The sequence below is a fragment of the Rufibacter ruber genome (genome assembly GCF_014138425.1).
GTDB lineage: Bacteria > Bacteroidota > Bacteroidia > Cytophagales > Hymenobacteraceae > Nibribacter > Nibribacter ruber_C.
Genome location: NZ_JACJIQ010000002.1, coordinates 440,620 through 456,235, shown reverse-complemented (window position 1 = coordinate 456,235; position 15,616 = coordinate 440,620). Strand labels below are relative to the sequence as shown.

Here is a 15,616-nt window from a genome sequence, read left to right as displayed (position 1 = left end):
TTGAGCCCCCACGGACGCCGCCCGCGGCGGGCGCTGAGACAGAACCCGCCTCAGCCTCAGCCAGTTCCCCACTGGAAGTTTTTTCCTGAAAAATTGTCTCCCCGCCTGCTCTGCAGTGCAGGAAGCTGCCCGCCTCTGGGTTTCCCGGCTGACGGCGCCATGCCTTTACAATCTATATTGTGGCAATTTGACGCTTTACATGGGGATTTACAGCTATATCAGTTTAACAGAAAGGTCTGTGAGCTTAAGCTCTACTGCGTCACCCAAGTAGTGATGCGTACCTACCTTTTGTGGCAATCCGCTTTTATCTCTCTATAAGAGGAGTTTCGCCTCCTACTTTTACAGATCATTTCTCTTCTTTATAATGGAGGGATAGTTTGCTAACTGCTTTACTATATCGCAACTTCTACTATCTCTTACCTTATCACAAGAAAGTGGCTTTAATTATTAGGTTGGATTCAGCTTCTCCCGCACGCTTGCAGAATGATGGTTCACTCTCTTTCTTCCGTCTGCTTCTTCTCTCTATATATTGAGCACACTACCTATATATATATATATATATATATAAGAGCGAGCCCTCATGCTTTACCAGGACACTACCTCTACTATTATATAGAGGTAGATTATATATAGAGAGGTAGACTAGTAATTCATCTACATATATAGACTACGGTGTTAGCGTTTCCTGTTTTTGAGCTGTTTTTCAAAAATCAGCTCAAAAACAGGAAACGCTATTCTTACGGCTAAGCTCCTTCTGCCAATTCATTTGCCCCACCACTCCTTATAAATAGAACAGCTCCGTTTTCTTTTGTAAATATTTTTTAGAAGCCCGTAGGGGAAACCTTGCTAAGCTCTGTCTGGAATACAGGGCAACGGCTACAGGTTGCAAATATAGAGGTATTCCTTCTGCTGTTTTCATAGCTGTACGCCCTACACAAACCATACTACTTCTGAACCCTTATTCTTTTCAGCTCACTCAACCTATGAAAAAATTAGCGATTCTGGTGGCAGCCATTTTCTCTGCCGCTTTGGCCCAAGCACAGTCAGGGGTACAGCTTGGTTTGAAAGCTGGTTTCAGCTATAGCACGTTCACCGGCGAAGAGTCTTCAGACGAAGAAGACATGGGGGTAGGCTTTAAGAAAAAGTATACGCCGGGCTTTCATGCTGGTGTTTATGCTAACTTCAAAATCACTGACAATTTCTTTATTCGGCCAGAGGCGCTGTACTCCATGAAAGGCTCCAGGTTATCTTTCATGTTTCCTGATCTTTCTACTATTGACTTAGGAGATTGGGGAGACCCTTCTGACTGGGAAAATGGAGGCTTTGGTTTCATATTCGAAATGAAGAAGTACCATGCAAAAATGACGCTGCACTACCTTGATGTTCCCGTAATGGCCCGCTACCAGTCTGGCAACTTGTTTGTAGAAGCCGGCCCCACTGTTTCTTACCTGGTCAAGTCTAAAATAGATATGCGTGAGTTTGAAGAGGCCATGGATTTCTGGGCCGAAGAAGAGGGAGATGTAAAAGAAGAAGTCATTAGCAGCGAAGATGACCTGAGAAAAATTGACCTAGGATATGCCCTGGGCGCCGGCTACCAGTTCAGCAATGGCCTGGAGTTAGGCTTACGATATAACGGCGGGTTTACCACCGTCTTCAAAGACGATGAGTCTAAGCTAAAGAACTCAGTTTTTCAGCTGTCATTGGCTTACAGTTTTGGTGCTAAATAAATTCACCTGGCCAAGGATGTTTATTTTAAACCTGTACTTAACTTACAACCATCAATCAAAAACAATTAACCAATTTTCTATTTTTTAAACCCTCAAAACCTTTATGAAAAAGCTATTATTATTTGTTGCCGCATTTTTCACTTTTTCTTTTGCCCAAGCACAAGATGGACTGAAACTAGGCTTGAAAGCTGGGGTGAACCTAAGCAATTTTGCCGGTGACGGTGCTGATGCAGATTATAAATTCGGTGGCCATGGTGGTCTGTTCGCCAATTTCGGGATTTCAGAAATGGTGTCAATTCAACCCGAGTTACTTTTCACTATGAAAGGTGCGCAGGAAAAGGAAGGTGACATTACTACTAAAGTAAAACTAAACTACATTGATGTACCAGTACTAGCACACATTAATGCTGATGGCCTATTTTTTGAATTAGGCCCAACTTTATCGTTTAACGTCTCTTCAAAAGTGACAATGAACGATGAAGACGGAAATGAAATTTCTGGAGATTTTGATGGAGTAAATTCAGTTGACTTTGGGTATGCCGCAGGTATAGGCTATCAGCTACAGAATGGCATCAGCATTGGCCTTCGTTACAATGGCGGGTTGTCTGATATTGCAGAAAATTCAAAAACCAGAAATTCTAACTTCTTATTATCTGTAGGTTACACATTTACCAGATAATCCGTCTTTTCTTATAAACAAAAAGGGCTCCCACACAAATGGGAGCCTTTTTTGTTACCCTCCAAGTAAGGGTATCTCCTTTACTTTAACAAGTAAAATAAATAGAAATTTATCTTTTTCTAAGTCAACACCTTATCTGAACAACATCTGTTTCTTAGCTGCAATACCTATGCAGAACAAGAACCTTTCTAGCTATAGCCGTATATAGGGTTGTTTTAAACGCCATATAATAAATGGCAATGTTTTACATTACCAAATGAAACAATGAAAAAGATTGTATTATTCATAGCAGCTGCTTTTTCTATCAGCTTTGCTCAAGCACAAAACGGGCCTAGAGTTGGGATCAAAGCCGGGGTAAGCTACTCTAATCTCTCAGGTGATCTGGACAACCAGGACATCTATGACAACAAGTTTGGGTTTACAGGTGGCCTTACCGCTAACTTTCCCCTCACCAGTGACGGCTTCCTGTCTATTCAGCCAGAGCTCCTTTATACTCAAAAGGGATATCAGTACAGTGATGAAAAGTTCAGTAGGGCTGGAGTTGATTATAAGTACAAAGGTGATGTAAACTTCAACTACCTGGAGCTCCCTGTGCTACTTAGAGTAAATGCCGGAGGTTTGTTCTTTGAAGGCGGGCCTCAGCTGTCTTACCTGTTAGGGGTAAGAAACAACACGGAGATCCAGGTTGGCGGCAATAAGTATGAAGATAAAGACGTAATTGACAAAGACGATCTTTCTGAGCTGGAAATTGGCTATGCGGCCGGTATTGGCTACCAGTTGCAGAATGGCCTCAGCATAGGCTTACGTTACAACGGCAGCATCAACAGTCTGGCCAAAGAAGATAAGGATGAGTTGACCAACGCTCGCCATTCAGCCTTCTTATTAACGGTTGGCTTCCTTCTTCCCAGCGGAAGATAAGGCACCGTTCATTTTGCACCCATTATTCTGGAGGCCGCTCATGGAGCGGCCTCTTTTTTTTAGCGGTGCAGTCAACCCCAGGGGCAGGCCGCTGTTTTCTGAAAAACAGCCCAAAAACAGCAAATTCCCAAAACCAGCTGTTCCCAAATAAGCCCCCCTCATATAGAGGCATTTACAAAAGAACAAAACCAAATAAATAGCAGCCACACCTCTCTTTTGTAAAAACAGGCACAGTCTTTGAAATAAAGTTCCCACCAATGGAACTAATTTAACTCATAACATTATGAAAAAGCTATTCATCTTAGTGGCCGCCGTAGTAGCGTCTTATGCCGCACAGGCGCAATCAAGTTTCGGGATAAAAGGAGGCGTGAATTACTCCAACCTTTCTGGTGATTTAAAAGAGGAGTCACGTTTTAACAATAAGCTGGGCTTTCATGCCGGCCTATACCTGAATGCGCCTATTGTGGGCGACTTCTTCTCTATTCAGCCCGAAGTGCTTTACTCAAACAAAGGGTTCAAGTATGATGACAAAGTCATTGCCACGCCGCTGGGCGAAACCCGCTATGAAGGCTCCGCCAACTTCAACTACATAGATATTCCGGTGTTGGCCCGTGTCAAAGCCGGCCCGCTTTTCTTTGAGGCGGGTCCGCAGGCATCTTACCTGCTCAGCATCAATGACAAGACCAAGAAATATATTGACGGCGAACTGGTCACCAGTGAAACCAGCACCAAGAGCAAAGACAACTACTCAGATTTTGAAATTGGTTATGCCGCAGGCGTGGGTTTTGCCACCTCCGGCGGAATCACCCTGGGCTTGCGCTACAACGGCGCCTTCACTGACTTCACAGAAAAAGTGAACATGAACAATGAAGACTTCAAAGACGCCCGCCATTCTTTGTTTCAGCTATCTGTGGGGTTCCCTATCAGCAGATAGAGCTGGCCCACGCCCACAGGTAATAAAAAACCCCGTTGCCCAAAGAGCAACGGGGTTTCTGTTTTAAGGCTGTTTTTCTGAAAACAGCCTTAAAACAGAAACTACGCCTGCGCCTGGTGCAGCTGCGCAAAGTGCTGGTAGAACCTGGGAATGGTTTCTATACCTTTCATGAAGTTGAAAATGCCATAGTGCTCATTGGGCGAGTGAATGGCATCAGAGTCCAGCCCGAAGCCCATCAGCACCGTATCCAGCCCCAGCTCAGACTTGAACATGGCCACAATAGGAATACTGCCCCCGCTGCGCACCGGCACCGGCTTTTTGCCAAACGTATCTTCCATGGCCTTGGCCGCCGCCTGGTATCCCGCCGACGTGGTAGGCGTCACCACCGGTTCTCCGCCATGGTGCGGTTTCACCACTACTTTCACGCTAGGCGGGGCAATAGACTCAAAATGCTTCTGAAACAATGCACTGATCTCCTCATGGCTCTGGTGCGGCACCAGGCGCATAGAAATCTTGGCATACGCTTTAGACGGAATCACCGTCTTGGCTCCCTCACCCGTGTACCCGCCCCAGATACCGTTCACATCCAGGGTTGGTCTAATAGAATTGCGCTCCATGGTCACATAGCCTTCCTCGCCGTGCACATCAGGCAAATCAAGGGCTTTTTTATAAGCCTCCAGGCTGAACGGCGCCCGCGCCATCTCGGCCCGCTCCTCCTGGCTCAGTTCCTCTACGTCATCATAGAAACCGGGAATGGTGATGTGGTTGTTCTCATCATGCAAGGAGGCAATCATCTTGCAGAGAATGTTGATGGGGTTGGCCACCGCCCCGCCGTACAGCCCGGAGTGCAGATCCCGGTTGGGCCCTGTCACCTCCACCTCATGGTAGCTGAGGCCACGCAGGCCGGTAGTGACAGACGGGATGTCATTGGCCAGCATACCCGTGTCTGAGATCACAATCACATCGGCTTTCAGCCGATCTTTGTTCTCTTTCACAAAAGTGGCCAGGTTCACAGAGCCTACTTCCTCTTCGCCCTCAATCATGAACTTCACGTTGCACGGCAGCGCCTGGTGCTGCATCATGGCCTCAAAAGCTTTCACGTGCATATAGGTCTGGCCTTTGTCATCACAGGCCCCGCGGGCATAGATTTTTTCATCTTTGATCACCGGCTCAAACGGCGGCGAGTCCCACAGTTCATAGGGGTCAGCGGGCTGCACGTCATAGTGGCCGTACACCAGAACCGTGGGCAGTGCGGGGTCTATGATTTTTTCGGCATACACAATGGGGTTGCCGGCGGTCTCAAACAACTGGGCGTTTTCAGCTCCGGCCTGCGCCAGCTTCTCCCTCAGGAAGTCAGCGGCTTTTAGTACATCGCCTTTAAAAGCGGGGTCAGCACTCACAGACGGGATACGCAGCAGGTCCAGCAGTTCCTGAATGAAACGGTCTTTATTCTCTTCTATGTAAGCGTTCATAGCAGATGGTTTGGTGAGAGGTGTGTAGAATAAAAAAGCCACCCTGAGCAGGAATGGCTTCTGTTGAAACATTTATTTTTTGCCGAAGAGGTAAATCTTGCTTTCCACGCCCTGCAGCAGACGGGTAATGTTCTTGCGGTGCGTCCAGATTACCATTAGGGCAATTAAGATAGCAAAGACAAAGAGCATGGGCTCCTCTGGCCTGAAAGAGGGCAGCAACAGAAGAAGAGGAAAGCAAACGGCCGCGGTCATAGAACTTAACGACACATAGTGGGTGATGAGCAGCACTACCAGAAAGATACCCAGGCAGATCAGGGCGGCCGTCAAATGCACGCCCAGCACCATGCCCATGAGCGTGGCCACGCCCTTGCCTCCTTTAAAACCCACGTACACCGGAAAGATATGCCCTACCACCGCCACCGCACCCAAGATAATCTTGAACAGGATCAACTGGTCAGGGGTGACAGCCCCCCACTGCACCAGCAGATATGCCAAGGAAGTAGCTGCCCAGCCTTTAAAGATATCTACAGCCATGACCAGCGCCCCGGGTTTTTTGCCCAGCACCCTAAACGTGTTGGTGGCCCCTGCGTTCCCGCTGCCGTGCTGGCGCACGTCAATACCGTAGAACTTTTTGCCTACCCACACGGCCGTAGGCACGGCCCCTATCAGGTAAGCCGCCAAGACAACTCCTGCAATGATCATCCACTCCATAGAACTCTTCTGGTTAACGGTTTGGTTTAGCGGCAGATGATACTGAAACAGCCCGCTGCGCCATAAAATGAGTTTTCAAATATAGGAAAAAGCCTCTACCTACGCCCCTCCTGCTTACGCAGATCCCTTAAAAAGAAAACCCGTTTTTGGCCTGTTTTCTGAAAAACAGGCCAAAAACGGGTTCCTCTGGCTTTCAGTGGAAAGACTAGCCACCAACGGGCGGTCAGTTCCCTACCTGAATATCTGGCGGGGTCTCTTCCTCCTCCTTTTTCTTCTTCTTTTTCTTCTCCTTCTTGCCCTCCTCCGGCTCTGCCACCGGAATGTCTGGGGCCGGGGCTACTTCCTCCTTCTTCTTTTTGTCTTTTTTGCTGTTCTTCTCAGAACCACCCTCAGTGGCCGGGGCAGCTACCGGAATGTCAGCGGCGGGCTGGGTCTCCTCTTTTTTCTTCTTCTCCTTCTTAGACTTTTCAGCCGGTGCTTCCTCTGCCGGAGGGGTGTCAAAGCCGGGAGGCATGGCGTCTGTTGCTTCGTCTTTCTTGTTCTTTTTGCTCTTCTTGGCTTTTTTACCAGAGGCCTCTTCCTCATCTGCTGAGGCAAAGGTGTCAATGGTAGGCTGCACCACTTCTTTTACCGGCCCTTTGCCCAGGTAGGTCTTCCGGAAGTAGTTCACAAACTCCATCTTCTCCACCTGCTCTACCGGGTAGAAGTTATACGAGCCGGAGCCCGGGCCACCTTTTGACTTGTTGGCAATAATGCTGTTGAAATCCCCATCGGCGGCAGTCAGGCCTAACCCTCCCTCATAGAAGTTCAGGTAGTACCAGGAGTAAGGCGTTGGCTCCAGGTACAGAGACACCACATCACCGCTGGCACCGCGCTTGATCTCTATGTACCCGTTCATTTTGGCGTTAATGTCTGTCTTGCCAATGCCCGCCACACTAAGCGGCCCCACGCTGTACCAGGCGTTGGTCTGCGGCGACCACTTCAGTTTCACATCATTGAGCACCAGGGAGTGCACCAGCTTAGATGAAACCTGCGCAAACGGCACATAGGTACTGGCCGTTTTGGCTTTGAAATCTTCTACCCCTTTGTCACCAATGAAGGCGGCCAGCTTGTACGGCAGCGTGGGGCTGTTCAAATCAACCGCCTCAGGTGCTCCCTCTGCGTTCTTAGCCACAATCTTGGCCATGCTCTCAACAGCCTGCGCCGGCACATCAAAGTTAAAGGCCATAAAGGTGTCTAGCTGGTACAGGCTGCTATCTGTACGCCCAGAGCCGCTCCCCGCCACCTGCAGGTCAAAGCCTTTTACCGGCTCAATCAACTTGAACTTGCCCTCATAGGTCACCTCTTTGGTGGCATCATTGTATTTGAGCACGTTACCGGTGTACGAATTGCCGTAGGCCCGGCCTTCATCTCCCAGCTTGAATTTCTTTTCTTCTTTGTTGAAAGAGAGCAAACCTTCTACCTCAAACACGTCCAGGTCAGTGTCATCTTGCTTCTTGGTCACAAAGGTGTTGTAGATCTTGCCGGTGGCGGTGCTTACGTGAATACCGGTTTTTAACGGGGTACCGTCTGCCAGCTTAGGATCTTTGATCTCCAACCGCACGTCTTCCGGGTTCAGGCCATCACGTTTGTACGGAAACCAGTCAGAGCTTTCATTGCCGCTGAACAGCAGCTTGGCGTGCCCGTCAAAGTTCAGCAGCTTCTGGTTAGACATCAATTTGATTTCACCGTAGTACCGCACGTTGGGCAAGATGAACAGGGTGTCTGTCTCTTTCACCGTGGCTGAGGCCAGGAAATACGGCGTGGCGGCCTCTCCTTTTTTCTCAGCTTTCTTGTCTTGCGCAGGCTGGTTCCAGGCAAAGTTGTCAAACTTGATGTTGTAGGCCTCTGAGGCTGAGTTGGTGAACTTGTAGATGGCGTTTCCGGTCAGGCCGAACGCATTGTCAAGATGCACTTCGCCGCGCACCATCTGGTGGTGCTTCTGCACGGAGTCCATGGCAATGCCCGCGTTCTGGAAGGTCTTTAGTTTGGCATCCTTTAAAATATGCACCTGGTTGCTGTCTGGGATTAGGTAGCTGTCCCCCACCGGAATATAAGGTACGCCTGAGGCTACCAGAGTGAAATCACTCAAATCATACACCGCCCCGGTAGCTTTGAACCGCAAGGAATCAGGCCCAGATTTCATGGAGTAGAAGTAGGAGGTGTTGAGGTCTTCGTTTCCGCTGGAAAGGGTAAGTTTCTTGGTTTTGAAATCCCAACGGCCACCCCCCAGCGAAGACTTGTACTGGGCCAGCGGGAAGACAGTGCTGGCAAAGCCTTTCCGCTCTGGCGCATACTGGGCATAGCCGTCATCCAGGTAAAAGTCCAGGAACACGTCATAGGTGGTGAGCGCCGGCACTTTTTTGTCTGAAGAATTCACCTCCATAGAAGCCCGGTTCCCGTGAATCAGCCCCTTCTTGAACATAAAGAGCGGTGATTTAATGGCCACCTCCTTGCTTTCGGCCACGCCGTCACCAAACAGCGCAGACGGGGTAAAGCCCAGCATCCCTTTATAGGTAAAGCGGTCATTGAACATGCTCATGAGCTCTTTGCCTTTAGAATGCACTTCCAGCGTATCACGGTACGGCCACCAGTCCATTCTGAAGCTCTTGAACGACCCGCTTGGATAGGACCCCTGCGCCACAGAACCTGCCTTGAAACTACCTTTGGTTCCCACCTCGGTCACGGCTGAGTCTACAAAGAACACAAACCCCGGCGAATGCATGGTGGCGGTTTGGTAGGTAAGAACCCCTTTGCCGCGCAGGCCTTTGGTGTTCATGGTAACAGTGTCATTGAAGTGGCCCTTGCCGCCATACACGGCAAAGCCATTCTTGGGCACCACATACTCAAAGCCCAGCGCACCGTCTGGCTGAATAGAAAGTTTAGTATCAAACGGGGGGAAGATACCGCCCGAATAGAAGGTACCGTTAAAGCCAATGGCACTTTTGGCGCTGGTGATGCTGTCAATCTTAAACGGCGGTATGCTGAAATACACACTGGTATCATACACGCCGCCCAGAATCTCAGGCTTGTTAAAGTAGACCGTAGCCCCAGAAACCGCATCTAATGAAGGGTATCCCGGCACTTTTTTACGCCCTGATTTATTGTCTGGCCTATTCAGGTACAATTTGGCCTTCCCTTGTCCGCCGCGGTTTACCAGGGTAAAAGGCGTTTCCTTTACTTTCCCGTCTTTGTCTTTTGACTGGGTGGTCAATACAGTTGAATCAATCTTAGCCAGGTCTACAAAGAAGCCGTCATAGTCAAACACGAACTCCTGCCCCTTAAAGGTGAAGTTGGCTGACTTGACCCGGCCGTTGAACAGGATATTCCGGTTCTTTTGGATCCTGACGATCTGGCTGTCTGGCTCAGCAATGACAGAGGAGTCACCAGTAAAGGCAAATTTCTTTACCCCTCTCAGCAGCAGCTCCCCGGTAGTCATGTCAAGGGTGGCGTTTTTACCGGCCGGCGACAAGGCGTTCAGGTGAATGTAGTCATAGTCTCTCTTGTCACGGGAGGCATCTACGTGGTGGTACGCCTTCTCTTTCAGGTACACGTAGCCCGTGCTGGGATCATAGTCTACATAGTTGCCCTGCACCAGGGTGGTGAGGGCGTTGTGCAGGGTCTCAGGCCTGATTTTAGTCTCTTCTGCCATCTCCAGCATGTAGAAAGAGCGCTTGCCCAATTTAGTGCCGTAGCCCACCACCGCATACAGCGGATGGAAGTTGGAGATGGTTTTGATCTGCTGGAAACGGGTCTCTGTAAAATATTCTTTAGAGTTCACCTGCGCCGGCACCTGGTTTTTAGCCGTTAGAATGGCAAAGTCAATCTGGGGCTTCTGAATGTTCCAGACTGCCATGTCAGTGGCCAACTCTACCTGGTTGTATGAGTGGTAATAGGGGGTAGTCTTGTAGACCCCGTCTGCGTTGAGCAGCACCAGGCGTTTGGCGTCTTTGTTGTACTTGAACTTAACGCCCGGGTGGGTGATGGAATCCTGCCCCTGCAGGAGGGTGATAGACGTCACGGGCGCGGTGATGAGGCTGTCACTGATGGTGTAGTTGCGGGAGGAGGCCCTGAATTTCTTCTCAGCACCGTCCAGCACCCAGATGGTAGACGGGCTTCCGTCTAAGGCGGCACTCATGAGCGTGCTCCCGCTCAAAGACATACCGCCCGTGTACTGAATGTCTGCGCCAAACCGCTTGATTTTGGCATCATTGGTATGGGAAATAAACCGCGGATACGCTTTCTCGCCTTTGGCATTGGGCCGAACCATCTTGTACTCCAGGTTTCCCCTGATGCTGTTGTCCAACACCGCCGGGAAAGTAAGGGTCACGTCTTCGGCTTTGAAGCCGGCTTTGCTCACATCAATGGCTAATCCTTTAAACTCTGCCGTGGCATCACCGCCTAACGTGTTCCAGACATATTTCCCGCCCTGGCCCACAAACAGTTTGCCGTCTAAAGACATGGCCCCGGAGGTACCTTTGATGGTCACCGAGTCAAACGGGGTGGTAAAAAACAGATCTGCCCCGTTTAACACCACCACCGGCCCCGCCAACACCGGTAGCGGATCTGCCATGTACTCAAACTTTGGCACCACTGGGGCCGCCTCTTCTTTGGGAATGGGCGTACCTGTGGGCTTGGCCGGTGCTTTCTCTTTTGTGGGCGTGGCAGCTTTGGCAGACTTGCTGGCCGTGGTCTTTTTAGGAACGGTTTTCTTCTTAGGCTTTTCCCACGCCGCCCACGGGTCGTCTTCGGCGGCTACTGCTTTGGGGGCTTCCCAGTCATCCCAAGGGTCGGCTTTTTTGGGAGCCGCTTTTTTGGGTGCTGTTTTAGCAGCCGCGGGTTTTGCAGCCGCAGGTTTCTCTGGGGCCGGCGCTTCTTTCGCAACCTCAGGCTCCTCGCCCCAGCCGGCACCGGCGGCCCCGGCAATAGCGGTCCCGTCGCGGTATTCAAAGGCAAAGCTGCCGCCCAGCACCCGCAACCCGTTGGTTGGACCCTTAAACAGGGTTTTGGAATCCAGGAACTGGTGGGCATTGGTCAGAAACTTCTCATACACTTTGGCATCCTGCTTTTGCAGGGTCTGCTCAGTCACGTTCAGGAACTGGTCCAAAGCACCTCCCGTGTACTGGTGCACATTTACGCCACTGGCCAGCGCCCCAAAGAAATGCTCAAAATGCGGACGGGACTTCAGTTTCCTCTTCAGCATTTGCTGAGTCAGGTCCATCACCTTGGCTTTCTGGGAGGCACTTACCTTGCCGCTGTTCCAGGCGGTTTCCAGACCGTTGGCTACCTGTATGGCGGCCTCATTCTTGGTGCCGGCCATCATGGCCTTCACGTCTGTAATAAACTGCTGCTGATCCTCTGCGGCTATCTTATAGCTCTGGGCAAACCCTGCACCCCAACCCAGCAAGAGAAATAAGAATAGAGTAAAGTGCTTCATATGTTGTAAGATACCGTTTATCAGGCGTTTTTTCTAAAAACCGCTGAAACCCAGTTGTTTTTGGTTCGCATGCTTTCAAACGCAAGCCCCTGCTCCTCGGCTTTCGCCTGAATGGCAGGGAGGTCTTCTGTGTAAAAGCCGCTCAGCACCAGGGGCCCTTGCGGCAGCAGCAGACGGCTGTACTCAGGCATGTCTTCCAGCAGCACATTGCGGTTGATGTTCGCCAGCACCAGGTCAAAGGGGGCTTCAGCGGCCAAGACCGCGGCATCACCTAATTTCACCTCCAGGGTAGAGCAGCCATTCCGCGCCGCGTTTTCTTTGGCGTTCTCTACCGTCCAGTCTTCAATGTCAACAGCCAAAACATTTTGCGCGCCCAGCTGTTCTGCCATGATGGCCAGGATACCTGTGCCGCACCCCATGTCTAATACGCGCTTGCCTACGTGATTCAGGGTTAATTGGTTCTCAATCATGAGCGTGGTGGTCTCATGGTGCCCGGTGCCGAAAGACATTTTTGGGGTAATTACCACGTCATAGGTGACTCCCTCTGGTTTAGGGTGAAAATCTGCCCGCACGCTCACCTGCCCTGAAATCAGCAACGGCTCAAAGTTCTTCTCCCACTCCTCGTTCCAGTTCTGCTTGGCAATGGTTTTCACCTCATAGGGGAACGCACCGGCAAACTTATACCGCTCCAGCACCTCCTGCACGGCTTCTTCTGAGAACTGGTCTTCATAAATGTAGGCCTGAAACCCGGTGTCAGTCTCCTGAAAGGTGTCAAACCCCAGCTCGCCCAGTTCTGCAATGAGAATGTCTGCGTAGTCTGGGGCGGCGGTAACGGTAACTTCAATAAAATCCATAGGTGAAAGAATGAAGAAGCCACCTGGTCTGGCAGATGGCTCCAAGTTTAAATTGAACGAAATTACAGAAGAAGAAGTACGTTTTAGGCCTATTTTCTGAAAAAGAGGCCTAAAACGTAAGTGCATGGCGGGAGATGGCAATAGATTCAGCAGAAATCAGGGGGAGCGTATGCTGGAAAAAACTCTCAGGGGGAGAGTATTGCCGTTTAGGCAACTGTGAATTCTTAGACCCTGTGTCCATTTGTCTTTTGCGCTGCAAACGGGCCTCAATAGAACCTGCCCTCGCGGTTGCCTCGCCCCATAACGCTGCTACGCCGCACTAAAAACGGGATAGAAGAACCTTTTGCTCCCCGTTCTCGCCTGCAAAAGCAAAAAGTAAAGAAGCTCTTAAATGAAAGCTGTTTTAGGCCTGTTTTTCAGAAAACAGGTCCAAAACAGCTTTCATCACTTACTCACCGTCTTCATCTGGCAGAATCTCCACGTCCTGTACCAGCACCAGCTTCTCTATTTCCCTACCTCTGGGGGTGTTGGCAAGTCCGCCCAGGGCGGTTTCTTTGTACTTGGTTTCCATGCTCTGGCCCACTTCACCCAAGGCCAGCACACACTGGTCTACCGGAATCACCGGGTTCACCCCGGCAATGGCAATCTGGGCGCTGGAGAAGGCAATGGCGGCGGCACTGGCGTTGCGCACAATGCACGGCACCTCCACCAGTCCCGCCACCGGGTCACAGATCAAACCCAGCATGCACTGAATGGTAATGGCCACGGCGGCAAAAGTCTGCTCAACCGTACCGCCCAGGCAATAGACAATGGCCCCGGCCCCCATGGCAGCCGCACTGCCGGTTTCGGCCTGGCAACCGCCCACGGCTCCGGCCAAAGAAGCGTTCTGCTCAATGATCAAAGCAATACCGGCGGCTACCAGCAGACCTTCATGAATTTTCCGGTCATCCAGTGTATGCAGGTCCTGAATGGTGGTGAGGATACCGGGCAGAATGCCTGAAGCCCCCGCGGTAGGCGCCGCTACCACCCGGCCCATGCAGGAATTCACCTCCTTGGCCCCCAGGGCGCGGCTGATCAACTGCTGAAACTCTGGTGACAGCACGGTCACCGGGGCCGCGGCTACTTTCTTGGCGCCGTTGTTCACCATGCCGGAGCGGGAGGTCATGTCTTGGGTGAGGCCGGTTTGCACGGCGTCACGCATAACTTCATAGGCGCGGGCCAGGCCAGCCCATATTTCTTCCTCCGTGCGCCCCTTCTGTTCTATCTCATAGCCCAGCACGGGGCGGTACAGCGGTTCCCCCGTTGCGGTGCAGTGCTGTTCCCAGCTCCTGAAATCATTAAAGAGCAATGCCATCTTGTTTATACGAATGTTAGTTTTAGCAATAGGCGCACCAAGGTGCCCCTCTGGTTCTTCCTTACGCGTTTAAGGTTGCGCAGGAGCAATTAACCTTTAAATTTACAGGAAAGATCTGGGCTTCTGCTACACCCTCTCCCCCACCTGATAAAGAAAAAAAACCGGGGTTAGTACCAGCGCCTGTTTCTGGCTTACTTTTCTGAAAACAGCTCCAAAATGCAACCCATGCTGGCGTCACTGCTTCAACAAGTGCCCTATTTCACCCCAGATGACATTGCCGCCTTTGTGCCGCTGTGGCATAAAAAGGTGACGGTGAGCCGGGGCGATTTCCTGGTCAGGGAGGGGCAGGTGGAGCAGCACCTGTACTTTGTGCTGAGCGGCGCCTTCTGGCTCTATTACCCCACCCCGGCAGAGAACATCTGCGTGGGTTTTGCCTACCCCAACACGCTGGTCACGGCGTTCCCTTCACTGGTGACGCAGCAGCCGTCTACGTACTGCATTCAGGCGCTACGCAAGGCTGAGCTGCTGGCCATCACTAAATCTGATTTTGACACAATTCAGGAAAAACGGCCGGTATTTGGCAAATTCTGGCGGCTGGAGCTGGAGAAGGCACTCATGGGAAAGATGGAGCGCGAGATTGACCTGCAGCTCCTTACTCCTGAGCAGCGGCTGCAACGCTTACTGGCCCGAAGCCCGCACATCTTTCAGCTGGTGCCCCGCAAGTACATTGCCTCGTACCTGCGCATGACCCCAGAGACGCTGAGCCGTATTCTGTAAATCTTGATTCTGGTCAAGGTTTGCCGTTGCCCCGCCCGCTACCTTTGCCCGCAAGAAAACGACAAGCACATATGGACACCTCTACCCTTCTCTCACAGCTCCAGACGCAGGTACAGGCGCTACAAGGCACTGTTTCAACAGAGTTCCTGACATTGGAAGACGCCGCACTCCACTTCAAGCCCCACGCCACCGGCTGGAGCATCTTGGAGTGCCTGGAGCACCTGAACCGCTACAGCCGCTTTTACCTTCCGTATTTAGAAAAAGCCGTGGCGGCCGCTCCCGCGCTTTCTGAGCCCCAGCCCGTGCGGTATTCCTGGCTGGGCAGGAAGTCGCTGGATTTGGTCAACCCCGGCAACGTGAAGAAGCACAAGACGCTTCAACACATGAACCCGCGCCACAGCACTCTTTCCCCAGAGGTCCTTCCTGAGTTTCTGCAACACCAGGAAAAGCTGCTATATCTATTAACCGCTGCAGCCAAAGCCGATCTCAATCAGAAAACCATACCGGTAGAGTTCTTCCGGCTCCTGAAGCTGCGCACCGGCGAGGCTTTCGCGTTTGTGGTTCTGCACCAGCAGCGCCACGTACGGCAGGCCCAGCGGGCACTGGCACAGGTGCCTGTTGGTTTGGTGGCGTGATGGTGTTACAGAACCGCGGTTAAAACCATCACCAAATTTCTCCTTTCAGGGGAACAGGCTCTTCGTATGCAGAAGCCTC

Annotated in this window: 11 protein-coding genes; 6 read left to right on the top strand and 5 right to left on the bottom strand. The window is 51.1% G+C overall.

Annotated features, from left to right (window positions below; genetic code table 11):
* The first annotated feature begins 983 nt into the window (after positions 1 to 983).
* From FHS90_RS04390 to FHS90_RS04375, 4 genes are all read left to right on the top strand, one after another.
* Positions 984 to 1,727 (top strand): porin family protein, encoded by a 744-nt coding sequence (locus FHS90_RS04390; protein WP_066839861.1) that lies wholly within the window; start codon positions 984 to 986, stop codon positions 1,725 to 1,727.
* 103 nt (positions 1,728 to 1,830) lie between these two features.
* Positions 1,831 to 2,406: a porin family protein gene (locus FHS90_RS04385; RefSeq protein WP_066835401.1), complete on the top strand. Its 576-nt coding sequence runs from the start codon at positions 1,831 to 1,833 to the stop codon at positions 2,404 to 2,406.
* A gap of 264 nt (positions 2,407 to 2,670) precedes the next feature.
* Positions 2,671 to 3,324: a porin family protein gene (locus FHS90_RS04380; protein WP_182512000.1), complete on the top strand. Its 654-nt coding sequence runs from the start codon at positions 2,671 to 2,673 to the stop codon at positions 3,322 to 3,324.
* A 283-nt stretch (positions 3,325 to 3,607) separates the two neighbouring features.
* Positions 3,608 to 4,258 (top strand): porin family protein, encoded by a 651-nt coding sequence (locus FHS90_RS04375; RefSeq protein ID WP_220482976.1) that lies wholly within the window; start codon positions 3,608 to 3,610, stop codon positions 4,256 to 4,258.
* A gap of 101 nt (positions 4,259 to 4,359) precedes the next feature.
* Here the strand turns inward: FHS90_RS04375 and FHS90_RS04370 are convergent, their stop codons facing one another.
* From FHS90_RS04370 to sdaAA, 5 genes are all read right to left on the bottom strand, one after another.
* Entirely contained in the window at positions 4,360 to 5,730 is a 1,371-nt protein-coding gene (locus FHS90_RS04370) for a dipeptidase (RefSeq protein WP_066835411.1), read from the bottom strand.
* Positions 5,731 to 5,802: 72 nt separating this feature from the next.
* A complete protein-coding gene (gene plsY, locus FHS90_RS04365; RefSeq protein WP_066835397.1) occupies positions 5,803 to 6,441 on the bottom strand; it encodes a glycerol-3-phosphate 1-O-acyltransferase PlsY in 639 nt (212 codons plus the stop codon).
* A gap of 223 nt (positions 6,442 to 6,664) precedes the next feature.
* Positions 6,665 to 11,917, bottom strand: coding sequence for a hypothetical protein (locus FHS90_RS04360; protein WP_182511998.1), 5,253 nt, complete (start codon positions 11,915 to 11,917; stop codon positions 6,665 to 6,667).
* A gap of 20 nt (positions 11,918 to 11,937) precedes the next feature.
* On the bottom strand, positions 11,938 to 12,771 hold the full coding sequence (gene prmA, locus FHS90_RS04355; RefSeq protein WP_182511996.1) for a 50S ribosomal protein L11 methyltransferase: 834 nt from the start codon (positions 12,769 to 12,771) through the stop codon (positions 11,938 to 11,940).
* Between the two features lie 448 nt (positions 12,772 to 13,219).
* Complete coding sequence (gene sdaAA / locus FHS90_RS04350; protein WP_066835391.1) at positions 13,220 to 14,125, bottom strand: L-serine ammonia-lyase, iron-sulfur-dependent, subunit alpha; 906 nt, start codon at positions 14,123 to 14,125, stop codon at positions 13,220 to 13,222.
* Between the two features lie 216 nt (positions 14,126 to 14,341).
* Here sdaAA and FHS90_RS04345 point away from each other — a divergent pair, with 216 nt between their 5' ends.
* Both FHS90_RS04345 and FHS90_RS04340 read left to right on the top strand, forming a co-directional pair.
* Positions 14,342 to 14,902 (top strand): Crp/Fnr family transcriptional regulator, encoded by a 561-nt coding sequence (locus FHS90_RS04345; protein WP_182511994.1) that lies wholly within the window; start codon positions 14,342 to 14,344, stop codon positions 14,900 to 14,902.
* 71 nt (positions 14,903 to 14,973) lie between these two features.
* On the top strand, positions 14,974 to 15,537 hold the full coding sequence (locus FHS90_RS04340; protein ID WP_066835389.1) for a DinB family protein: 564 nt from the start codon (positions 14,974 to 14,976) through the stop codon (positions 15,535 to 15,537).
* Positions 15,538 to 15,616: the final 79 nt, after the last annotated feature.